Origin of the sequence: Agrobacterium sp. S7/73, from assembly GCF_019355535.1 — a bacterium.
Classification (GTDB): domain Bacteria; phylum Pseudomonadota; class Alphaproteobacteria; order Rhizobiales; family Rhizobiaceae; genus Agrobacterium; species Agrobacterium tumefaciens.
In genome coordinates this window covers 2,260,679-2,282,945 of the sequence record NZ_CP072136.1, presented here as the reverse complement: position 1 = coordinate 2,282,945, position 22,267 = coordinate 2,260,679, and the positions used below count along the sequence as shown (strand labels likewise).

At 60.7% G+C, this 22,267-nt stretch carries 20 protein-coding genes; 12 read left to right on the top strand and 8 right to left on the bottom strand.

Going from position 1 to position 22,267, the window contains the following annotated elements:
• Positions 1–123: 123 nt before the first annotated feature.
• A complete protein-coding gene (locus J5276_RS11345; protein ID WP_019564237.1) occupies positions 124–777 on the top strand; it encodes a hypothetical protein in 654 nt (217 codons plus the stop codon).
• Positions 778–829: 52 nt separating this feature from the next.
• On the opposite strand, the gene J5276_RS11340 is transcribed toward J5276_RS11345, so the two are convergent.
• Positions 830–1,288, bottom strand: coding sequence for a nucleoside deaminase (locus J5276_RS11340; RefSeq protein WP_013635558.1), 459 nt, complete (start codon positions 1,286–1,288; stop codon positions 830–832).
• Positions 1,289–1,359: 71 nt separating this feature from the next.
• Here J5276_RS11340 and J5276_RS11335 point away from each other — a divergent pair, with 71 nt between their 5' ends.
• From J5276_RS11335 to J5276_RS11325, 3 genes are all read left to right on the top strand, one after another.
• Positions 1,360–3,336, top strand: a complete 1,977-nt coding sequence (locus tag J5276_RS11335) for a pseudouridine synthase (RefSeq protein WP_174005512.1) — start codon at positions 1,360–1,362, stop codon at positions 3,334–3,336.
• Complete coding sequence (gene rsmD, locus J5276_RS11330; protein ID WP_004432183.1) at positions 3,317–3,874, top strand: 16S rRNA (guanine(966)-N(2))-methyltransferase RsmD; 558 nt, start codon at positions 3,317–3,319, stop codon at positions 3,872–3,874. The genes J5276_RS11335 and rsmD overlap by 20 nt, the downstream gene beginning before the upstream one ends.
• 188 nt (positions 3,875–4,062) lie before the next feature.
• Positions 4,063–4,989, top strand: a complete 927-nt coding sequence (locus J5276_RS11325) for a patatin-like phospholipase family protein (protein ID WP_013635561.1) — start codon at positions 4,063–4,065, stop codon at positions 4,987–4,989.
• 42 nt (positions 4,990–5,031) lie between these two features.
• Here J5276_RS11325 and J5276_RS11320 read toward each other — a convergent pair whose 3' ends face one another.
• Positions 5,032–6,861, bottom strand: a complete 1,830-nt coding sequence (locus J5276_RS11320; RefSeq protein WP_004432178.1) for a monovalent cation:proton antiporter-2 (CPA2) family protein — start codon at positions 6,859–6,861, stop codon at positions 5,032–5,034.
• A gap of 116 nt (positions 6,862–6,977) precedes the next feature.
• Between J5276_RS11320 and J5276_RS11315 the strand changes: the two genes are divergently transcribed.
• The 6 genes from J5276_RS11315 (at position 6,978) to lpxK (ending at position 13,002) form a co-directional block, all read left to right on the top strand.
• A complete protein-coding gene (locus J5276_RS11315; protein ID WP_065658307.1) occupies positions 6,978–8,324 on the top strand; it encodes a TldD/PmbA family protein in 1,347 nt (448 codons plus the stop codon).
• Positions 8,325–8,417: 93 nt separating this feature from the next.
• Entirely contained in the window at positions 8,418–9,224 is an 807-nt protein-coding gene (locus J5276_RS11310) for a 3'(2'),5'-bisphosphate nucleotidase CysQ (protein ID WP_112155189.1), read from the top strand.
• Positions 9,225–9,282: 58 nt separating this feature from the next.
• Entirely contained in the window at positions 9,283–9,522 is a 240-nt protein-coding gene (locus tag J5276_RS11305; protein WP_019564234.1) for a DUF4170 domain-containing protein, read from the top strand.
• 215 nt (positions 9,523–9,737) lie between these two features.
• Positions 9,738–11,060, top strand: coding sequence for a lipid IV(A) 3-deoxy-D-manno-octulosonic acid transferase (waaA, locus tag J5276_RS11300; RefSeq protein ID WP_004432170.1), 1,323 nt, complete (start codon positions 9,738–9,740; stop codon positions 11,058–11,060).
• Positions 11,054–11,791, top strand: a complete 738-nt coding sequence (locus tag J5276_RS11295; protein WP_019564232.1) for an HAD family hydrolase — start codon at positions 11,054–11,056, stop codon at positions 11,789–11,791. The genes waaA and J5276_RS11295 overlap by 7 nt, the downstream gene beginning before the upstream one ends.
• A 164-nt stretch (positions 11,792–11,955) precedes the next feature.
• Positions 11,956–13,002, top strand: coding sequence for a tetraacyldisaccharide 4'-kinase (gene lpxK / locus J5276_RS11290; protein ID WP_111783301.1), 1,047 nt, complete (start codon positions 11,956–11,958; stop codon positions 13,000–13,002).
• Positions 13,003–13,132: 130 nt separating this feature from the next.
• On the opposite strand, the gene J5276_RS11285 is transcribed toward lpxK, so the two are convergent.
• Complete coding sequence (locus J5276_RS11285) at positions 13,133–13,354, bottom strand: DUF2093 domain-containing protein (RefSeq protein WP_003519053.1); 222 nt, start codon at positions 13,352–13,354, stop codon at positions 13,133–13,135.
• 149 nt (positions 13,355–13,503) lie between these two features.
• Complete coding sequence (gene mutL / locus J5276_RS11280) at positions 13,504–15,324, bottom strand: DNA mismatch repair endonuclease MutL (protein WP_041694517.1); 1,821 nt, start codon at positions 15,322–15,324, stop codon at positions 13,504–13,506.
• Positions 15,325–15,731: 407 nt separating this feature from the next.
• Between mutL and J5276_RS11275 the strand changes: the two genes are divergently transcribed.
• Both J5276_RS11275 and J5276_RS11270 read left to right on the top strand, forming a co-directional pair.
• A complete protein-coding gene (locus J5276_RS11275) occupies positions 15,732–17,351 on the top strand; it encodes a response regulator (RefSeq protein WP_162632943.1) in 1,620 nt (539 codons plus the stop codon).
• Between the two features lie 142 nt (positions 17,352–17,493).
• Complete coding sequence (locus J5276_RS11270) at positions 17,494–18,846, top strand: bifunctional diguanylate cyclase/phosphodiesterase (protein WP_003519050.1); 1,353 nt, start codon at positions 17,494–17,496, stop codon at positions 18,844–18,846.
• A 94-nt stretch (positions 18,847–18,940) separates the two neighbouring features.
• Here J5276_RS11270 and J5276_RS11265 read toward each other — a convergent pair whose 3' ends face one another.
• The 4 genes from J5276_RS11265 to J5276_RS11250 form a co-directional block, all read right to left on the bottom strand.
• Positions 18,941–19,828, bottom strand: a complete 888-nt coding sequence (locus tag J5276_RS11265; protein WP_112155191.1) for an SMP-30/gluconolactonase/LRE family protein — start codon at positions 19,826–19,828, stop codon at positions 18,941–18,943.
• Between the two features lie 4 nt (positions 19,829–19,832).
• Entirely contained in the window at positions 19,833–20,462 is a 630-nt protein-coding gene (locus J5276_RS11260; protein ID WP_111796236.1) for a 2-dehydro-3-deoxy-6-phosphogalactonate aldolase, read from the bottom strand.
• A 77-nt stretch (positions 20,463–20,539) separates the two neighbouring features.
• Positions 20,540–21,454 (bottom strand): 2-dehydro-3-deoxygalactonokinase, encoded by a 915-nt coding sequence (locus tag J5276_RS11255; RefSeq protein ID WP_112155192.1) that lies wholly within the window; start codon positions 21,452–21,454, stop codon positions 20,540–20,542.
• Positions 21,454–22,224, bottom strand: a complete 771-nt coding sequence (locus J5276_RS11250; RefSeq protein ID WP_112155193.1) for an SDR family NAD(P)-dependent oxidoreductase — start codon at positions 22,222–22,224, stop codon at positions 21,454–21,456. The genes J5276_RS11255 and J5276_RS11250 overlap by 1 nt, the downstream gene beginning before the upstream one ends.
• Positions 22,225–22,267: the final 43 nt, after the last annotated feature.

Sequence of the window (22,267 nt, the reverse complement as noted above, 5' to 3'; positions counted from 1 at the left end):
TGCGCTTTAGCTCTTCATCCGGTACACCTGCCTGAAAATGGCCGGATTTGCACGGCAATGCGGGCTACCGCCTGCCGAAAGACGATGTCTGGCGCAATGGGACGGACGGCTGGAAGGGTTTTTATGAAGACGATGAAGGCTTTTGGGCAGGATAACGCGCAGGGTTTGAGCATGTTCCGCACGGTTGCAGGTATCACGGCGATAGGCGTGCTGCTCAGCGCCTGCACGAGCCCGACCTATGGTACGGGCAAGACTGCGGCAGAACAGCTTGTAGACGACCTCGGCAACGCGACTTCGATCACCGGCAACGATCAGGAAAAACGCAACCTGAAATACAGCCCGCGTCCGGGTCTGGTTGTCCCCGCCCAGTCCCGCGCCGAGCAATTGACGACGCCGCAGCAGAACATGGCCAGCCGCGAAAACAACCCGCAATGGGTCGAATCGCCGGAAGAAACCCGTGAACGCCTGCGCGACGAGGCGGATGCCAATAAGAACAATCCGCATTACCGCTCACCGCTGCTTGCCGGCAACGGCACGGCCGGCCAGATGACCGAAAGCCAGAAATGGGAAGCCTTCCGCAAGGCCAAGGCAGATGCCCAGGGTGGCTCTGTCGTCAACGCCCAGCGCAAGTTCCTGACTGATCCGCCGCAGGAATATCGTAGCGTTCCGCAGGATCAGCTGACTGACCTCGGTGAGCCGGAGCAGAAGAAGGAAAAGCGCCGTAAGAAAGAAGCGGCGATGGCAAACACCGGCAAACCCTGGTGGAACCCCTTCTGATAAAATGAAGGGCTTATGGCCTGCGGGAAAGATTGCATCTCCCGCCGGCTGCTTATTCGTCGAGACGTTTCTCGCGAAAGAATTTCCGCAGAATTTCAGCACTTTCGCTTTCCGCCAGCCCCGAATACACATCAGGCGCGTGGTGGCATGTCGGCTGGCTGAAGAAGCGCACGCCACTATGCACCGCGCCGCCCTTCGGGTCTTCCGCACCGTAATAGAGACGACGGATGCGGGCAAACGAGATCGCCGCCGCGCACATGGTGCAGGGTTCCAGCGTTACATAGAGATCGGCACCGGGCAGGCGTTCTTGTTCCAGCGCCTCGCAGGCCATGCGGATTACGGCGATTTCGGCATGCGCCGTCACATCGTTCAATTCACGGGTGCGATTGCCGGAACGGGCGATGACGCGACCGTCCATAACCAGGACTGCGCCGATCGGAACCTCCTGCCGCTCACCGGCGGCACGGGCTTCCGCCAGCGCCAGTTCCATGAAATGCGTCCTTTCGGCCATTGCGTTTCAATTTCCTCTTAACCCTTGTGCTTGGACCTGATAGGACAGCCCAAACAACAGGCAAACAGCAAATGACTTTTAAAGACAAGCCGAAGCGTGACGGTGGCAAGACTTTTAGCCGCGACAAGAAGCCGAAAGGCCCCGGCAAGCCCGCCGCAGAGCGTGAAAAGAAACCGGTAGAAGCCAAGGCGGCTCCGGTGCAGGAAGCCGTTATGGGCACCAAGCCAGAGCGCATTTCCAAGATCATGGCGCGCGCCGGCGTTGCCTCGCGCCGCGATATCGAGCGCATGATCATGGAAGGCCGCGTGTCGCTGAACGGCGTCAAGCTGGACACCCCGGTGATGAACGCGACTCTTTCCGACAAGATCGAAGTGGATGGCATGCCCATCCGCGGGGCTGAGCGCACGCGCCTGTGGCTTTACCACAAGCCCGCTGGCCTGGTGACGACCAATTCCGACCCGGAAGGCCGCCCGACCGTTTTCGACAATCTGCCGGGTGAATTGCCGCGTGTGCTCTCTATCGGCCGCCTCGACATCAATACCGAAGGCCTGCTGCTGTTGACCAATGATGGCGGTCTCTCCCGCGTGCTGGAACTGCCGACGACCGGCTGGCTGCGCCGCTACCGCGTGCGCGCCCATGGCGAGGTCGATCAGGCAGCGCTCGACAAGCTGAAGGAAGGCATTGCCGTTGACGGCGTGCTTTATGGCGCTATCGACGCGACGCTCGACCGCACCCAGGGTCACAACGTCTGGATCACCATGGGTCTGCGCGAAGGCAAGAACCGCGAGATCAAGAACGTGCTCGGCGCGCTCGGCCTTGAGGTCAACCGCCTGATCCGTATCTCCTACGGCCCGTTCCAGCTTGGCGATCTGCCTGAAGGCAAGGTGCTTGAAGTGCGTGGCCGCATGCTGCGTGACCAGCTTGGTCCGCGCCTCATCGAACAATCCGGCGCCAATTTCGACGCGCCGATCTACGATGCGCCTGTCGCCGACGATGAAGAAGAAAATACGCCCAAGCGCGCGCCCCGGTCCGAATGGGCAAAGAGCGATGCGCCGGAAGGCAAGCCGCGGTTCGACAGGGCTGCCGGCAAACCGGAAGATCGCCGCGAAAAGGCGCTCGGCCGTCTCGACACCAAGCGCGGTGACAAGCCAGCCGGCAAGTTCGGTGGCAAACCTGCCGGGAAATTCGGCGCGAAAACCCGTGGCGAAGAGGATGGCGAAGAACGCCGCCCCGCCCGCCCGCCCGCGGGCACCAGCCGCACGGCCAATGTCTGGATGGCGCCCGGCGCAAAGCCCACCCGTGATGGCAAGGAGCGGAAGTCTTCTGCCCGCGCGGAAGCGGAAAGCCTGTTCAAGAAGCCATCCGCCCAGGCGGAAGCGCGCCGCAACGTCGTCAGGCATGCCGATTCCGAGGGCGAGTGGATCCGTTCGGATTCCCCGCGCGAAGAGGAAGGCGGTCGTGGACGTGGCGACGGCCCGCGCGGTGGAAAGAGCTTTGGAGATCGCGGCGGGAAATCCTTCGGTGACCGCCCGTTCCGTGACAAGCCACGTGAAGCGGGAGATCGCCCGCGTGGCGACGGTCCTCGCGGCGAGAAGAGCTTCGGAGATCGCCCCGCACGCGGTGGAAAACCGTTTGGCGACCGTCCGTTCCGTGACAAGCCACGTGAGGAGGGTGATCGCCCGCGCAGCGACCGCCCCCGCGGCGAGAAGAGCTTCGGAGATCGCACAGCACGTGGTGAGAAACCTTTCGGTGAGCGTCCGTTCCGCGACAAGCCCCGCGAAGACGGTGATCGCCCACGCGGCGACCGGCCTTTTGGTGACAAGCCAAGAGGCGCAAAACCGGGTGGAAAACCCGGCGGCAGGCCCTCATCGGGCAAGCCTTCTTTTGGAAAACCGGGTGAACGTGGCGAACGTTCGGGTTTTTCAGGCAAGGGCAAAGGCCCCGGTGGCGGTAGCGGCCCCGGCGGCGGCAAACCGGGCGGCAAAGGCCCGGGTGGCAAACCTTCTGGTGGCAGGGGAATGACACGTAATGCGGATCGTAGGCGGTGAGTTCCGCGGCCGAAATCTGGCCGCGCCGAAAACAAATTCCATTCGTCCGACAATCGACAGGACACGGGAAAGCCTCTTCAATATTCTAAGCCACGCCTATCCGGAAAGTCTTGACGGTACGCGCGTTCTGGACGTTTTTGCCGGAACGGGCGCGGTCGGGCTGGAGGCGCTTTCGCGTGGCTGTCGTGTGGCGCTCTTCGTCGAAAACGGCGTTGAGGGCAGGGGGCTGTTGTGGGAAAATATCGATGCGCTGGGGCTGCATGGGCGTGCCCGCATCCTGCGGCGTGACGCGACCAAGCTTGGCGGCGTCAACAATATCGAGCCCTTCGATCTCCTGTTCGCCGATCCGCCCTATGGCCAGGGCCACGGGGAGAAGGCATTTGCTGCTGCCCATGCTGGCGGCTGGCTGGCCCCCGGTGCGCTCGCCATTCTGGAAGAGCGCGGCGATGTTGTGGTCAATGTCGAGCCGGTGTTCAAACCGCTCGAAAGCCGCATCTTCGGTGACTCGAAAATGCACTTCTACCGCTACGAGCCCTAGAGCATTTCCAGCAAAAACGGCCCCGGTTTCCGTGCGGAAATGGTGCAAGCCAAAGAGTTAGAGTGTTTTCGCTATTTGAAGAAAAGCGAAAACGCTCTGACGGCAGCACTTTCCCGTCGCGTCACGGTCTTGTCTTGTTTGCCGAATAGGCAGAGGCTTTGCCGTGGAAAGGGTCTTGGGTATTTGGCATGGAGCAGGGTGTAAACGACAGCGTCACAATGGTTCACGCCGGGCAAGAGGCAATCGATGCCAGCCGCGAGAGCGGTCATGAGCCGACATTCGGCCTGGCGCTCGGCGGCGGTGGCGCACGCGGCATCTGCCACATCAACGTTATCGAGGCATTCGACGAACTAGGCATTCGCCCGGTCGCGCTTTCCGGCTCCTCCATCGGCTCCATCATCGCAGCAGGCATGGCGGCCGGCATGAGCGGCAAGGAAATCCGCGAATATACGCTTGAACTCATGGGGCGGAAGGGTTCGGTCGCCAACCGTCTCTGGAGCCTCGGCCCCGCATCCATGCGCCATGCGGTAGATGGTTTTCGTCTTGGCCAGTTCAATCTCGAACTCATTCTGCACGCCTTGATGCCGCAGGCCCTGCCGAAGGATTTTTCCGAACTTGCCATTCCCCTGAAAGTGGTGACCACGGATTATTATGCGCAGACCGAAGTGGTGGTGGAAACCGGCGAGATCATTCAGGCGCTGGCGGCTTCTGCGGCTATTCCGGCTCTATTCATGCCGGTGCGCGTTAACGGCCGCATCATGATCGATGGCGGCATCTTCAATCCCGTGCCCTATGAGCATCTGATGGATCAGGCCGATATCATCGTCGGCATCGATGTGGTTGGTGGCCCTGAAGGTGACGGCACCACCATGCCGAACCGGCTGGACAGCCTGTTCGGCGCCAGTCAGCTGATGATGCAGGCGGCCATTGCCCTGAAACTCAGATTGCGCCCGCCGCATATTTTCCTGCGCCCACCGGTGCACCGTTTCGGCGTGCTGGATTTCCTCAAATCGGAAGAAGTTCTGAACGCTTCCGCCGGGATCAAGGATGATCTGAAACGGCAGATCGAAATGCAGGTGGAACTGTTCCATCGCGGGCAGGGCGTGGAGGCTTGAGCGGTACTCCTTGAGTATTCGCTATGGGCGAGCGCGTGCCGCTTAGTGGGTGACTGCTATTTCACCCTCGTCTTCGTCCTCTTCTTCCTCGCGCTTTTCCACCTTGTTCTTCGGCTTCATCAGTGGCTCGGGCTTCACTTCGCGCACCGGCTTGTTGTGCAGCATCTGCCTGCCGGCGGCGAGCCCTTCCACGGCCTGTAGCTGCAATCTCTCCTCGTCGCGCTCGCGTATGTCGTCGGAAATGGCAAGCGCCCTTTCGCCGTCCATGTCCAGCCCTTCCAGAATGCGGCGGCCAAATAGCAGGCCGGATTCCAGAGTCTCGCGGATTTCGTATTCCACGCCCTTTTTCCTGAGATCGAGGGAATGAATGCGGTCATAGGAGCGGGCATAGATGCGCACGCTTGGAAATTCCGACTGGATCATGTCGATGATGCGGTCGGTGACTTCCTTTTTATGTGTGCAGACCGCCACGAGATCGGCGCGCTCTATGCCAGCCGCGATCAACACGTCCTTGCGTGTACCATCGCCAAAAAAGATGCGGAAACCGAAGCGGGAAGCCTGACGTACACGATCGGCCGAACTGTCGATGACTGTCACGTCGCGCCCACCGGCAAGCAGGATTTGCGAGGCGATCTGGCCGAAGCGCGAAAAGCCGATCATCAGCACATCGGCGCCAGCCCCGTCAAAATCCTCGTCCAGCGTGTCCTCATCGGCATCCTCCGCCGTCAGCCGGCGAGAAACCACTGCCAGCAGCGGCGTCAGCGCCATGGAAAGCGTCACGATGGCGACAAGGATGGAAGCCGTCGCCTGCGGAAATAGGCGGGAGGCGGCAGCAGTGGAAAACAGCACGAAACCGAATTCGCCGCCCTGCGCCAGCAGCAGCGCGATACGGCTCGATGCATAACGGGACGAACCGGCGATGCGGCACAGCCCATAGATTACGGCCGCCTTCACAGCCATCATCGCCGGCACGGCGATCAGGATGAGAAGAATGTGCTCGTAGACGATGTTGATGTGCAGCGACATGCCGACAGCCATGAAGAACAGCGCCAGAAACAGCCCGCGAAACGGCTCGATATCGGCTTCCAGCTCGTGCCTATAGGAGGATTCCGACAGCATCAGCCCGGCCAGCAGCGCACCCATGCCCATCGAAAGCCCAACCGCCTCCATGATGGCGGCCGCACCGATGACGACGAAGAGGGCGGCGGCGATCATCACCTCCCGCGCACCCGTGCGGGCGATGATCTGGAACATCGGCGTCAGCAGATAACGCCCGGCCAACACCATGCCCGCCACCGCGACAACGGAGGCGACGAGATCGTAGGCCATCGAATCCGTCGGCACGTCCGGGCGGTTGGAAAGAATGGTGACAAGGGCAAGAAGCGGTACGATAGCGAGATCCTGAAACAGCAGGATCGAGAAGGAGCGGTTGCCATGCCGCGTATTCATGTCGCCATCGTCTTCAAGAATCTGTAACGCAAAGGCGGTGGAGGAGAGTGCAAGGCCGAAACCCGCAACGAGGCTGCCGCGCGCGTCGATCAGTCCGGCCCACCAGGCAATCAATGCCAGCACGCTGCCCGTCACCAGCACCTGCGCCAGCCCCAGCCCTAAAATATCGCGCCGCATCTGCCATATGCGCGATGGCTTGAGTTCGAGGCCGATGATGAAGAGCAGGAAAACCACGCCCAGTTCCGAGACGTTGAAGATATCTTTCGCGTCTGTCACCAGATGCAGGAACGGCCCGATGACGATGCCCGCCACCAGATAACCGAGCACGGTGCCAAGGCCGAGTTTGCGGAAAATCGACGCCGCGATGACAGCGCCGGCCAGAAGCAGCAAGGGTTCGGAAAAGAGAGCGTCGTGCTCGGTCATGCTGGCTGACTTTCGAATATGGTGGCGACAAAGCCTTGTCGATGGAGAAAGCGGCGTTTCGCCCTTGATGCGGGGTTGATGGCACAATAAATGGAACAGGAATGAAAGGCCAACTCATGTCCTCAGAAATAGATTCTTCCAAACTTCTCGATCGCGCCAGCGAGCTTGTCGATCTTGCCCGTGCTGCAGGCGCGGATGAGGCGGATGCCGTCGTCGTCCGCTCTCGCTCGCAATCGGTCGGCGTCCGGCTTGGCAAGGTGGAAAGTACCGAATCCTCCGAAAGCGATGATTTTTCGCTTCGCGTTTTCGTCGGGCGGCGGGTGGCGAGCGTTTCGGCCAATCCCGGCTTCGACCTGAAGACCCTGGCGGAACGGGCGGTGGCCATGGCGAAGGTTTCGCCGGAAGACCCCTTCGCCTGCCTGGCAGACAGGGAACGGCTCGCAACCTCCTACGACGATCTCGAGCTTTTCGATGCGACCGAGGTCTCTACAGATCAATTGCGTGAGGCAGCGCTCGCCTCGGAAGAGGCGGCGCTTGCCGTCAAGGGCGTCAGCAATTCCTCAGGTGCTGGCGCATCGAGCGGCATGGGCGGCCTCGTCCTTGCCACCTCGCACGGTTTTTCCGGCAGCTACATGGGCAGCCGTTTCAGCCGTTCCGTCAGTGTCATCGCCGGCGAGGGCACGAAGATGGAGCGCGACTACGATTTCGACAGCCGCCTTTATTACGCCGATCTGGATGCAGCAGAAGAGATCGGCCGCCGCGCCGGCGAAAAAGTCGTGCGGCGGGTCGGCCCGCGTCAGGTCGATACCGGCAGCAATATTACCGTGGTTTTTGATCCCCGCATCGCGCGCGGTTTCGTCGGCGCCATTGCCGGCGCGATCAATGGCGCTTCCGTTGCCCGCAAGACCAGCTTCCTGCGCGACAGGATGGGGCAGCAGGTTCTGAAAAAGGGCCTTTATCTGACGGACGATCCGCAGATCGTTCGTGGCCCCTCGTCGCGTCCTTTCGATGGCGAGGGTGTCCGGGGCGAGAAGATGACGATGATCGAGGACGGGGTGCTGAAGCATTGGTTCCTCTCCACCTCGGCAGCGCGTGAACTCGGCCTTGAAACCAACGGTCGCGGCGTGCGCGGTGGCACTTCGGTATCGCCGTCCTCAACCAATCTCGCGCTGGAGCCAGGCGATATTTCGCCGGAAGATCTGCTGAGGGACGTCGGAACCGGCTTTTACGTCACCGAACTGATAGGCCATGGCGCCAATATGCTCACCGGTGAATATAGCTGCGGTGCGAGCGGCTTCTGGATCGAGAATGGTGAAAAATCCTTCGCGGTTTCCGAGGTCACCATCGCTTCGAACCTGAAGGACATGTTCATGCGTGTCACGCCGGCTAACGATATCGACCGCAAATATGGTGTCGCAGCACCGACACTTGCTATCGAAGGCATGACGATCGCGGGCAAGTGAGGCGACCTGTGGGTTGTTTTCGCCAGCACTTTGTGTGCAAGTGCGAAGGGAAAAACAGGCGCGCCGTATGAGGCGCGCGGAAAAGACGGCAAAATGAACGATATGGCTGAGGCCCGCTGGGCTTCCGATCTGAGGCTGGTCCTCGAAGCCGCACGCAAGGCGGGCGAGACGGCCCTCGGTTTCTTCCGCAAGGACCTCGAGGTCTGGTGGAAAAATGGCGGGCTTTCACCGGTCAGCGCGGCCGATTACGCGGCAAACGAAATTCTCGAAACCATCCTGCGTACCGCCCGGCCGGAATATGGCTGGCTTTCGGAAGAGACGGATGACGATACGACAAGGCTGGCCCGCTCCACCGTCTTCGTCATCGATCCCATCGACGGAACGCGCGCCTTCATCGGTGGGCGGGATACCTGGTGCGTCAGCGTCGCCGTGGTGCATGAGGGCCGACCCGTCGTTGCCGCCCTTGTTGCGCCTGCACTCGCAGAGGAATTCACCGCACTTGAAGGCGGCGAAGCGCTGAAGAATGGCAAGCCGATTTCAGCCGCCCGTGAAAACACCGGCGTTTTCCATCTCGCCGCACCTGAAGACGTGATTACGCATCTGCCGGAAGAGGTGCGCAGCACCGTCAAGCGCATTCCGCATGTGCCCTCGCTCGCCTACCGGCTGGCGATGGTGGCGGATGGCCGCATCGATGGAACGCTGGTCAAGGCGAACTCGCACGAGTGGGATCTGGCCGCCGCAGACCTGATCCTCGAAAGGGCAGGCGGCAGTCTGGTCGGACTTGACGGAAAACCCCTGATGTATAATCGCCGCGAGGTAAACCACCCCGCATTGTGCGCTGCAGCAGAATATGCGCTTCCCGCGCTTTTGAAAGCGTTTTCACATCTGTCCGATGGTTGACGTTTGCCCGGAAATCCCGCAGATGAGGGGCTCTCAGAGCTTAAGAAAGAGACAAGACATGACGGAATCTGGCAAACAGAAACAGCTGCTGCACCTTGTGTTCGGCGGCGAACTGGAAAATCTTCAGGATGTTCAGTTCCGGGATTTGAATGCGCTCGATATCGTCGGCATCTATCCTGACTACGCTTCCGCGCTGACCGCGTGGAGATCCAAGGCGCAGATGACTGTTGATAACGCCCATATGCGTTATTTTATCGTGCATATGCACCGTCTTCTCAATCCCGACGATAAAAATTGAGTCCTTTTGCCCTTGCGTTGTAATACTATTGGGTGAAGGCGAGTTTTCCCGTGATTCCTGCCCGGAATGGCAGGCAGGAAATTCGGTTGCGAGAAAACGTGATCGCGCTTTTGTTTCCGATGATAAAAAATGACGCAATTTGAGAAGAAGTAGGCGGCGATAACAACAAAGAACAGGGGCAGGGCATTGCGCGGAATGATCAAGGGCAGAATGTCATGAGCAGCCGTATCGCACGTTTCGCTCTTTCCGGTTACAGGATTGCCGGTATAGCCGCTTATCCGTTTGCACGGCCTTATCTTTCCTATCGGGCCGCAAAGGGCAAGGAAGACAAGCGCCGCCGTCTAGAACGTTTCGGTTACGCCAGCGCGGAGCGCCCCCGTGGCCCGCTCGTCTGGTTCCATGCCGCAAGTGTCGGCGAAACGCTCGCCCTCATTCCGCTGATCCGCGAAATACGCAAGCGCGATATCTTCGTGCTTCTGACCACAGGCACCGTCACCTCGGCCGAGCTGACCCGTACCCGGCTTGGCGATGATGTGATCCACCAATATGTGCCGCTCGACATCAAGATCGCGGTCAACCGTTTCCTCGCCTATTGGGCACCGGATGCCGCCATCACCGCTGAATCGGAAATCTGGCCGGTAACGATGATGGAGCTGGAGCGCCGGCACATTCCGCAGATCCGGGTCAATGCGCGGCTCTCAGACCGTTCCTTCGACCGCTGGAACAACCGGCACGACATTGCGGAATCGCTGTTCTCCAAGCTGGCGCTGGTGGTTGCGCAATCCGATGTCGATGCCGAACGCTTCCGTGATCTCGGCTCCTGGCCGGTGGTTATATCCGGCAACCTCAAGGGCGATACGGATCCGCCGCCTTGCGACGAAGCTCTGCTCGAGCACTATCGCAGGCAGATCGGCACCCGCAAGACATGGGCGGCGATCTCCACCTTCGACGGTGAAGAGAAGGCAGCAGCCACCGTGCATGCGGCGATCAAGTCGCGCAACGGTCAATTGACCATCATCGTGCCGCGCCACCCCGAGCGCGGCGACGACGTGGAAGCCATGCTGAAGGGCATGGGGTTGACCGTGGCGCGCAGAAGCCGCAACGACGTGATCACGCCGGAAACCGATATCTTCCTCGGGGATTCCATTGGCGAAATGGGGCTTTACCTGAGGCTCACCGAACTTGCCTTCGTCGGCCGTTCGCTGACGGCCGAGGGTGGGCAGAACCCGCTGGAGCCGGCAATGCTGGGCTGCGCCGTACTGTCAGGCGCGCATGTACAGAATTTCCGCGAGGCCTATCAGAAGCTGATCCGCGCCGGCGGCGGGCGCATCGTCCGCGATGTCGAGATGCTGGCCAAGGCGGTGCATTACCTCCTGGTCAACGACAATGAACGCTACAAGATGATCGATGCCGGCAACCGGGTCATTCAGGACATGCGCGGCGCGCTTTCCGCCACCGTCAAGGCGCTGGAGCCCTACATCAACCCGCTCACAGTCACCGCCAAGCTGCAACCGCGGAGTGCCATCGGCTCATGGTAGCGGATATGGAAATTGATGCGACCCGATCGATTGCCGCAGTCCTTTTCGACAAGGACGGTACGCTGTTGGGTTATGACGCAAGCTGGGGGCCGGTGAACCGTGAACTTGCGGCGATTGCCGCCAAGGGCGATCCCGTTCTTGCGGACCAGCTTCTCGCCGCCTGCGGCATGGATCCGGTTACCGGGCATGTGGTGCCCGACAGTCTTTTGGCTGCCGGCAATACGGCGGAGATAGCTGCCGGTCTCGTCGCCGCCGGTTCGCCTTGCGATGTCGTGGAGTTGACTGCGCGGCTCGACCGGCTATTCACTGAAGCAGCGGATAAATCCGTGCCGGTCACCGATCTCAAGGCATTTTTCGCAAGGCTCAAGGCACGCGGCTACAAGCTTGGCATCGCCTCCAGCGACAACGAAAAATCCATCCGCCAGACGGCGATCCGTTTCGGTTTCGAAAGCGATGTCGATTTCGTCGCCGGTTATGACAGCGGTTACGGCACGAAGCCGCAACCCGGCATGGTTCTCGGTTTCTGCGACGCGATTGGTCTTGCGCCTGCACGCGTGGCAGTGGTCGGCGACAATAATCACGATCTGCACATGGCAAGAAATGCCGGCGCAGGATTGCGCATTGCCGTTCTCACCGGAACCGGCTCGCGCGAAAGCCTTGGCGCCGACGCCCATTATTGTTTCGATGATATTACCGCGCTGGAAACCCTGCTTCCGGAACGCGTTGTTTAGGTCATGTCCCCGCAGTGCGCGCCACTTGTCGCACAAGATGGGAAGAGACAAGCTGCGCATGTATAGCCGGGTTTTGCAATTCAGGGTTTTTTCTGGCAAATACCCATGTGACTTATCGAATTTAAGCGCAATGCCGTGGGTGATGCGGCCGGGAGCAGGCATATATGGTTTCTGAAGCGCCGCCTTTCTGGTGGCAGAAAGCAGGCTGGCAAGCCTGGCTGTTATCACCGTTTTCCCTTCTCTACGGCAATATTGCCGGCCGGCGGATGCGCACGGCAAAACGGGCGAGCGTTTCCGTTCCTGTCATCTGCATCGGCAACTTCACCGTTGGTGGTGCAGGAAAGACGCCGACCGCAATGGCAATCGCCCGAGCCGCCACCGCAAAGGGCCTGAAACCCGGCTTCCTGAGCCGTGGTTATGGCGGCACACTTGATGTCACCACCCTCGTCGATCCCGCGCAGCACCGCTCCGCTGATGTCGGCGATGAACCCCTGCTGCTTGCCCGCGAGGCGGTGACGGTCATCTCCCGCAAGCGGGTGGAAGGTGCACATCGGCTGGTGAAGGAGGGCGTGGATCTCATCATCATGGATGATGGCTTCCAGAGCGCACGCCTGACATTGGATTATGCGTTGGTCGTTATCGATACGGTGCGTGGCATCGGCAACGGCCATCTTGTGCCGGGCGGCCCGGTCCGGGCGCCGCTTGCCGAACAGATGCGGCATATGACCGGACTCTTGAAGGTCGGTAACGGCCATGCGGCCGATCCGCTGGTCAGAACCGCGGCAAAGGCCGCCAAACCGGTTTTCGTCGCGGCGATAAAGCCGCAGGAACCGCAGGATTTCAGGGGAAGGCGCGTGCTGGCCTATGCTGGTATCGCCGATCCCGCCAAGTTTTTCCGAACTGTCGAGGGGCTTGGTGGCGAAATCGTGCTGCAGCGCTCCTTTCCTGACCATCACCATTTCAGCGATGATGAGATCGCCGATCTTCTGCAGGACGCGGATAAGGAAAACTTGCAGCTGGTGACAACGGCCAAGGACGCCGTGCGTCTTAACGGACACCATGGCCGTGCGGAAGAATTGCTGTGGAACAGCCTGGTGATCGAGGTCGACATGGTGTTCGACGATCCCAATGCGGCCACAACGATCATCGAGACGGCGGTGCGCAACTGCCGCGCCCGTTTGCTGCGGGAAAATGCGCGGACGTCAATTTAGAGCATCTCGGAACGCAAGCCGCCGGGCACTCACCCCCTCATTCCTGTGCTTGTCACAGGAATTGAGCAGCCCTCAGCGCGAAAAGAAGAATTCGCACACGCGGCCATTTCGGGCGTGCTTCCGCGCCTGATCAGGCGGGCAAATTACCAGCCTTGCGCTCTGCCTCCAGTGAGGCGCTGGCATCCACATAGGCTTCCTGCCGGGCGACGCTCCAGTAGCGCAGCTCGTCGACCGGAATGGTCTTGCCGGTGATGGCGCATATGACATGCGAGCCGGTCTGCACGATCCGGAAGTCACCGTCGAGATATTCGATGACGGCGATGCGGTTTCCGCCTCCCTCAAATCTGTTCATCCGTTTTCGTCTCCTGCTATGTCCTGTCAGTGCATCCAGCCCAAAACGGCGTAGCGTTCTCCTGAACAATCCGGATGCTCCAGTCCCTTGAATTTATATCGCTGAGCTACGCCCAAGGCCAGCCCTGCCTGCTGCCCCCGGGTTAAGGCTCAGCTTCGGCCGAAGAGACGTTCTATATCGGAAAGTTTTAGCTCAATATAGGTCGGACGACCGTGATTGCACTGTCCTGAACCCGGCGTGTTTTCCATCTGCCGTAAAAGCGCGTTCATCTCCTCCGGCCGCATGCGCCGCCCTGAACGCACCGAGCCGTGGCAAGCCATGGTAGCGGCGACATATTCCAGCTTGTTGGCAAGCGTGGAGGCAGCGTCCCATTCAGCGATCTCGTCGGCAAGCTGCCGCACCAGCCCCTGCACGTTGACCTCGCCAAGCATCGCCGGCGTTTCGCGAACCGCGACCGCCCCCGGCCCGAAACGCTCGATGACCAGTCCCAGCGCATCGAAACCAGCCGCATGGTCCATCAGCCGGTCGCAATCCTCTTCGGGAAGGTCGATGATCTCAGGAATGAGCAGCACCTGTGAAGGCGGGCGTCTGGAATGCAGCGCATTGCGCATTTCCTCAAACACGAGCCGTTCATGCGCCGCATGCTGGTCGACGATGACGAGGCCGTCTTCCGTCTGCGCGACGATGTAATTTTGGTGCAACTGCGCCCGCGCGGCGCCGAGCGGATATTGTGACGGTTCCAGCGACGGGCTTGCCGAGGCCTCGTAAACCTCGCGGGGTTCTGCCCGCGCGGTCGGCATGGTGATGTCGGAAAAGCGCGATTGCACTGCCTCGGCAAATTGCATGTTCCCGGAAACGGCAAGCGGTCGGGAAGGCGAGGCCGCGGCGGACCATGTCGCAGCGGCAGACGGTCGGAGATTGGACGGGCTGTAGCCGGGGCGAAAGGCGTTCATCATCTGGCTGGCACCAGTCGTCGCCGCCCTGTCACCGTCGCGGGTCAGCGCCTGGCGGATCGCACCGACGATCAGCCCGCGAACCAGGCCGGGATCGCGGAAGCGCACATCTGATTTCGCCGGATGCACGTTTACGTCGACGAAGGCGGGATCGAGGGTCAGGGACAGCACCGCGACCGGATATCGCCCGTGCGGTACGGTTTCGGCATAGGCACCGCGAATGGCGGACAACAGCAATTTGTCCTGCACCGGGCGACCGTTGACGAAAACATATTGATGCGCCGAGTTGCCGCGGTTGAAGGTCGGCACGCCGGCAAAACCGGAGAGCGTTACATCCTCGCGCCCGGCATCGATTTCGATGGCGTTGTCCTTGAACTCGGCACCGAGAATCTGCGCCATGCGGGCAAGGTGATCGTCGCCGGTGGAGGGGATTTCAAGCGTGGAGCGGTCGGTGCCTGACAGCACGAAGCGGATATGCGGAAAGGCAATTGCCATCCGCTTGACGACTTCGGTAATGGCGGCAGCCTCCGCTCGCTCCGTCTTCAGGAATTTCAGCCGTGCGGGCGTCGCGAAAAACAGGTCGCGCACCTCGACGATGGTGCCGGCATTGGCAGCGGCGGGCCGGACCTCGGAGACTTTGCCGCCGGTGACGGAGATCACCGAACCCTGTTCTGCGCCGTGTTGCCGGCTGGTGATGGAAAGCTTGGCAACCGAGCCGATGGAGGGCAGGGCCTCGCCGCGAAAGCCAAGCGTGCGGATATCGTCAAGCGTGGTGGATATTTTCGAGGTGCAATGGCGTCGGACCGCAAGCTCCAGATCGGCAGGCGACATGCCGGAGCCGTTATCGGTGATGCGGACCAGTCCCTTGCCACCGCCCGCCGTGGCGATCTCGATGCGCGTTGCGCCCGCGTCGATGGCGTTTTCCACCAGCTCCTTCGTGGCGCTGGAGGGTCTTTCGATGACCTCGCCGGCGGCGATCTGGTTGATGAGGGTTTCTGAAAGCTGCTTGATGGCCATGATCGTCATTTTCGCGGATTCGTCACGGCTTCGAAAGCAAAAAACTCAAGTCGTGAAAGTTTGCACATGTTTTGCGGCCTGCCCGGCGTTTGATCATTTCCGTTCAACGTCAGGATAAGCGTTAATCCGCCTTTAATCGGCCTTGCATATGGTGAGGCGGCTTGAAATGACTGCAGGAACGAGGCCCCCCTTCGCCGGGTGGTGTGACGTCGTATATGGGTGAACGTCATCTTCCCCTCAAGACTGCTTCAAGTAGCGAACCCTGATGTCTCTTTTGCGGAATTTACCGTTTCATCCCGGCATTTGCCTCGGACGATTCCAATAGAAACATAAGCCTGACCCTGAAAACAGGTGGGAGTTTGCAGTTGAGTGATTTGGCGTCCTCCGGCGCGGGCGTTCATACAGTGATGCTTGATGCCCTTTGCGACGCGCTTGGCGCGGCGATCGTCGTTTACGACCGGAACGATCACATCGTTTTCGCAAGCCGGAAGCTTTTGAGTTTTTTTCCACTGCAAGAGGCCGTTATCGGGCCGGGCGCGCGGCTGCGCGACTATCTGAGCGCGCTTTACGATTGTTATCTTCTGGAAGCGGAAAGCCTGTCCGCCAATGCCCGGCAGCTGGGACGCGAGGAATGGATTGGCGAGCGGCTGGCGCTGCACTGGAAGGAAAGGTCTGAAAAAACCGAGCGGTTGAAGGGGGAGCGCTTCCTGCGCTTCGTCATGAACCGCCTGCCTTCCGGGCTGGGCATCAGCGTCGTTGCCGATATTTCCGAACAGAAGAAAAGAGAAGAACAGTGGCGCATCGACCTCGAACGCGTGCAGCTGATCGAAGACATTCTCGACAATCTGCCGTTTCCGGTCCTCGTCAAGGACCGGAACCTCGCCTATGCCGCCGTAAATAAAGCCGCCTGCACCATGGTCGAGACCAGTGCAGAGAGCATTCTCGGCCGCACGGTTTTCGACCTGCATTCGCGCCAGGTCGCAGGCCGGATCGACGCTGCCGATCGCATGGTGCTGGACAGCGGCACGCCGAGCATCCTTCCCGAAAGGGTGAGGCGCGCGAATGGTGAAGAGGTGCTGACGATTACCCGCAAGCAGCGGGTGGGTCGGCCTGGTCGGCATTTTCTGGTCACGACGATGGAGGACGTGACCGCGCTCGCCACCATCGACGCGAACGGCATGCCCGTCATCCCCTCGCTCGAACATGTCGATTTCGTCGCCTCCACCTATGGCAAGGATGAAGATCGCGATGCCGCAGGCGGTCTGCTGAAAAGCAAGGCGGTGCTGGTGGTTACCGGAAACGGGCGCTTTGCCGAAGCCGCCTGCCACCGGCTTGCCGCGAGCGGCATGGATCATGCCGTGGTGAGGAGCGAGGAAGAACAGTGTAGTTTCATCGATATCGCCGCTTCCGCAGGCGTCGGCATCGATGTCGTCGTTGTCGACGCCCAGATGAGTGTCACATGCCTCGATATCGCGGCTGCGCATGACCTGCCGGTCGTCACCATCGAGGAAGAGGAGATCGACGCTTCGCTGCTGCATTATCTCGCCGTCGGCCTCAAATCGTCTCCGAAGGAAAAGTCCTCCGACGAGGACTGGGAGATCATGACCGAGGACCTGCCCAAAATCCTCAAGACTGGCGGCGTCTGCGAGATACTTCTCGTTGAGGACAACAGGGTCAACCAGATCGTCTTCTCACAAATCCTTGAGGGATTGGGACTGTCCTGGCGGCTTGCCACGTCGGGTGAGGAGGCGTTGCGTCTTTTTGCGGAACAGGCGCCGTCCGTCGTCTTGCTCGACACCACGCTTGGCGATATCGACGGTTTTGAGGTCGCCCGCCGTATGCGTGCACTGGCCGGCGACGAGCGCATTCCCATCGTCGGCGTCATCACCCACGCTTTCGAGGGCGATCTCGACAAATGCCTGGCGGCGGGCATGGAAGACATGCTGCTGAAACCCGTCAGTCCCGATATGGTCGATGCCGTTTTTCTGCGCCTTTTCGGCAAGGATGCCCTGCGGCTGCAAGCCTGAAGCTCCTCCATTTCGGTTTTTTTTGTTCGAGCCGCTGGCCTTGCGGAAACGCCGCCGCATTTTCGGTGCGCGGTTCTATGGCTTTTTTAATACTTGCCCTGCATTGTGATCGCGGTCGACACGGGATTCACGAGATGCAGGAATGAAACGGGCAGAGCCGCAGGCGTTGCACGTCAGCCAGAACGAGCTGCAGGCGATGGCTTACAGCGATCCGCTGACGGGGCTTGGCAATCGTTACCGTTTGCGGGACAAAATCCGCATGCTCGCCAGCGAGCGTTCCAGCGATCCCGCGCCCTTCACCGTCGGCATTGCGAATATTGACGGCTTCAAACCCATCAACGATCTTTTCGGCGTGCAGGCGGGCGACGAGATTTTGTGCCAGGTCGCGCATCGGCTGAAGGCTTGCATTCCCGATGGCGCCGCCGTGACGCGCCATGATGGCGACGAGTTCGCCTTCGTGCTGCCGCTGGTATTCGAACGCACCGGCGCAGAGCGCATCGGCAACATGATCAAGGACGTGCTTTCTGCGCCTTACGATCTCGGCGACCGCAACGTCCGGCTTTCCTCATCCTTCGGTTTTGCCATCTATCCCTTCGCCGGCGATGATTTCGAGGATTTGCTGAAAAGCGCCGAGACCGCGCTTTACCGCTCCAAGCGCCGTGGCCGTGGACAGATAACGGTCTATTCGCGCGAGATTGCGCAGGAAATGAAGCGCGCCACCCAGCTGGAACAGGCGTTGCGGAACGCCATCATCACCGATGCGATCGACGTGCATTTCCAGCCCATCGTCAGGCTGGAAGAAGCGAAGGTCATCGGTTTCGAGGCACTCGCCCGCTGGAACGACCCCGATCTCGGTTTCGTGTCGCCCGCCGTTTTCGTGCCGCTGGCCGAAGAACGCGGTTTCATCGACGCGCTGTCGGAAGCGCTGCTGAGGAAGGCGGCGGAAGCGGCGCTGTTCTGGCCGCGAGAGCTTTTCCTGTCCTTCAACCTGTCTTCCGCGCAATTGATGGACCCCGGCACAGCGGATAATATTCTGTCCATCCTGTCGCGTGTCGGCCTTGATCCGCACCGGCTGGAGCTTGAAATCACCGAAACCGCTGTCATGACATCCGCCGATACCGCGCAACGCATCATTAGCGAATTGCAGGGTGCGGGTGTTCGTATCTCTCTCGACGATTTCGGCACCGGCCAGTCGAGCCTTGGCCGCCTGCGCGACTTTACCTTCGACAAGGTCAAGATCGACCGCGCCTTTGTCTCCCGCATCAGCAGCGACCGTCCTTCGGAACATATCATCAAGGCCATCGTCGCCATGTGCGAAGGGCTTGATCTCGAGGTCGTCGCGGAGGGTATCGAGGAGCAGGCGGAAGAGGAAAAACTGCGCGCGCTCGGCTGCGCTATGGGGCAGGGCTATTTTTACGGCCGCCCCGCCGATGCCGCCGCCACGCAGCGTTACCTTCACGAAAACTATCGCGAGATCCTGTCGGATATTCCCTGAGAAATGGAGTGGCCTTGCACATAAGGCTGTAGGGACCTCCCCAACCTCATCCCTGTGACGAGCACAGGAATGAGAAGGCGGCACGCGCCGCGCTTCACAACCGGTAGAGCGGCTCGAACCTGCCCTTCACCTCAATCCCGAGCTCGAATGTCTTTCCGTGCTGCGGATTGGCGGCAATGGCGTCGTCGTCAAGATTTTCGCGGGCGGATGTGACGAGAAGGCGCGACGCATCGGGGCCGATGAAGGCCGGGCAGGTGGTCTGTCCCGCTGGCACCAGATAGCGTTCGATGTGGTTGCCGTCGGCATCGTAACGATCGACCGCACCCATCCCCCATCGGGCGTTCCAGATATGCCCTTCCGCATCGCAGACCGATCCGTCTACGCCACCGTCGATGCCGGCGGTGTCAATGAGCACCTCTGCCTTGCCGGTGGGAAGTCCCGTCTCGGCATCGAGCGGCACCTTCATAAGCTCGTTGACCTTGGTGTCGACGTAATATCCGGTCGCGCCATCGGGCGAAAAGCAGATCGAATTTGGAATGCTGACATCGGCAAACAGCTTGGTCACGGTTCCCCTGGCAACGTGGTAGATGCTGCCCGCGCCGATTTGCGCCTTGCGGCCCATGGTGCCGATCCACAGCGCGCCCGAGGGATGCATACGCCCGTCATTGGAGCGGTTGTCGGGCATGTGATTTTCAAGCTCCGCATGCAGCGTCAACACGCCGGTTGCCGTATCGCGAAGGAAAAGGCCGTCATCGGACGCGATCAATTGCTTGTGGTCGCTGATTTTCGCCAGTGCGCTGCCCATGAAGGGCAGGGCGTGCACCGTTTTGCGGCCGGAAGCGAGATGCAATTCATGCAGTTCGCGCCCGATGATATTGAACCACCAGGCCGTGCCGGTCGCCGGGTCGAAAGTCGGGCCTTCGCCAAGCGTCATCGGCGTTTCGTCAAGAACACGTCCGGCAAAGGGAAAAACGGTCGCCATGCTTTTATCCTCCAATTGCTGCATCATAGGCCGAAAGTGTGACGATGGCGCGCTCGCGCACCTCCGCGGCCGTCATGCCGGGCTTGTAGAGACTGGTGCCAAGCCCGAAAGCGAGGATGCCGGCGTTGGTATAGTCGGCGAAATTCTTGTCCGAGACGCCACCGACGGCGGCAATGACCAGATCCTTCGGCAGGATCGTCCGGATCGCATTGATGCCGGACGGGCCGATGATGCTGGCGGGAAAGAACTTCAGCCCGGTTGCTCCGGCTTTTGCGGCAACCAAAGCCTCGGTCGGAGTCAGAACGCCCGGCATCGTCACCATGCCCTTGACGCGCGCGGCGGTGATGACGTCGGCATCGGCGTTGGGGCTGACCATCAGCTTGCCACCGGCGGCGTCCAGCGCATCCACGTCTTCCGTGCTGAGCACGGTGCCGGCGCCGATCAGGCAATCGGCGGGCGCCATCTTCGCGGCGATCTCGATCGAGCGGAACGGATCGGGCGAATTGAGCGGGATTTCGATGGCGCGGAAGCCGGTCTCGATCAGCGCGCCGACGACGCCTTCGGTTTCCTCGGGTTTAAGGCCGCGCAGGATGGCGATCAGCGGATATTTCATGGCGGGGAAGGGGATACGCATGGTGGGTCTTTCGTCCTTGAGCGGGATGGCGAAAAGCGTGAGCGGTTTTCGCCTGGAATTCCGCTCCACTGAATAATCTATGACCAGATGGCATTTGCGGCGGCTAACAACCCGCGCCGAACGGCCTCGTCTGCGTCGATGACAGTATATTGAATCTCAAGGGCTGCGAATGCACCCTCGTAAAGCGCGCCGAGCGCGCCAGAGCCGATCAGCACCACCGGCGTGTCCCGCCGTACGGAGGAATGCGCACCGGCGATTTCCAGTCCGATCATGATGCCGGAAAGCTTGGCCTTGGCGTCTGTCGCGGTGAGGCCGTGCAGCAATTGTCCGGAGCGCAGGGTGAACAGACGGTTGGTGGCGAGCTGCGGATTGGCATAGACGTCGCGCACCGCCGCCCTGAATACCTCGTGCTCGCCGGTAAAGGCTTCGGCTTCCGCCACCGCATGGGAAAGGATGGTCTGTTTCGAGATGACCTCGAACAGCTCACCGGTCATGAAGGTGGCAAAGCCCGTCACGTCGCTGCCATCCACCGTTACCCATTTGGAATGGGTGCCGGGCATGCAGACCAGCTTCCTGCCGCCGCCGGCAGAGCTGAGTGCACCGAGCAATTGCGTTTCTTCGCCACGCATCACATCGGGTGCGTTTTTGTCCCGCTGCGCCAACCCCGGCAGAATGCGGACATCCCGCTCCTGACCCGGCACGCGCACCGCACCATCAAGAACGGCTGAAAGCGATGCAGGCACGTCGATATAACCGGCCTCCACCCAGCCCTGCCGCGCACCCGCCATGCCGCAGATAAGAACCGGCAGTTTTTCCGGTGCGCCGATGGCATCGAGATGCGATTGCAGCACCTCTGTAAAGCCGGTCCGCATGGCCGTCGTCATGCCTTCAGCACTTCTGCGCTCAGCCAGCACCGCGCCGGACCGGCTGAGCAGCCAGAGCCGGAAACTGGTCGTGCCCCAGTCGACGACGATAAAAGCGGGTTCAGACATTATAACAGGCCTCCGTCTACGATTATGGATTGCGCGGTGATCGCGCTCGATGCCGATGATGCGAGAAACAGGCACGGACCCACCAGATCGGCGGCGACAAGCGTGCGCTTGAGACATTGCCGTGCCGTGGTCGAGGTGACGTCGTCGTCCGTCAGCCACAATTCTTTCTGCCGTTCCGTCACGATCATGCCCGGCAGCAACGTGTTGACGCGGATATTTTCCGGCCCCAACCGTCCGGCCAGGCTTTTCGTCAGGCCGATGATGCCGGCCTTGGCTGCCGCATAAGAAGGAAGCTCGCCCATGTTCAGCAAAAACGAAATCGAGGAGAAATTGATGATGGCTGCGTCCTGCGCCTGCCGCAGATGTGGCAAGGCGGCCTGAACCGTGAAGAACATCTGCTTGATATTGACGGCCTGATTGGCATCCCAATAGGCTTCTGTGACGGTATCGATGTCGTGGCGGTCGTCCCATGCGGCATTGTTGACGAGCACCTTGATGCCGCCGGTTGCAGCTGCTGCCGCCTCCACGCTCTGCCGGGTCGCCGCAATGTCGCGCAGGTCGGTCTTGAAGAAATGGACCGGATGGCGTGCGGCATGAGCAAGCCGCGCAACGAGCGCCACACTCGGCTCTTCGGCGATGTCGATGAACGCGACCCTCGCGCCCTGCGCCGCAAAGGCCTCCACCAGCGATGCCCCGATGCCGGAGCCGCCGCCGGTCACGAGCACGCCCGCGTCCTTGAGGTCAGGGAAATGGGCTTGCATCATCGGCATCGTCTCGTCCAGTGGGGGCTTGATTGTTCCATTATTTGGAACT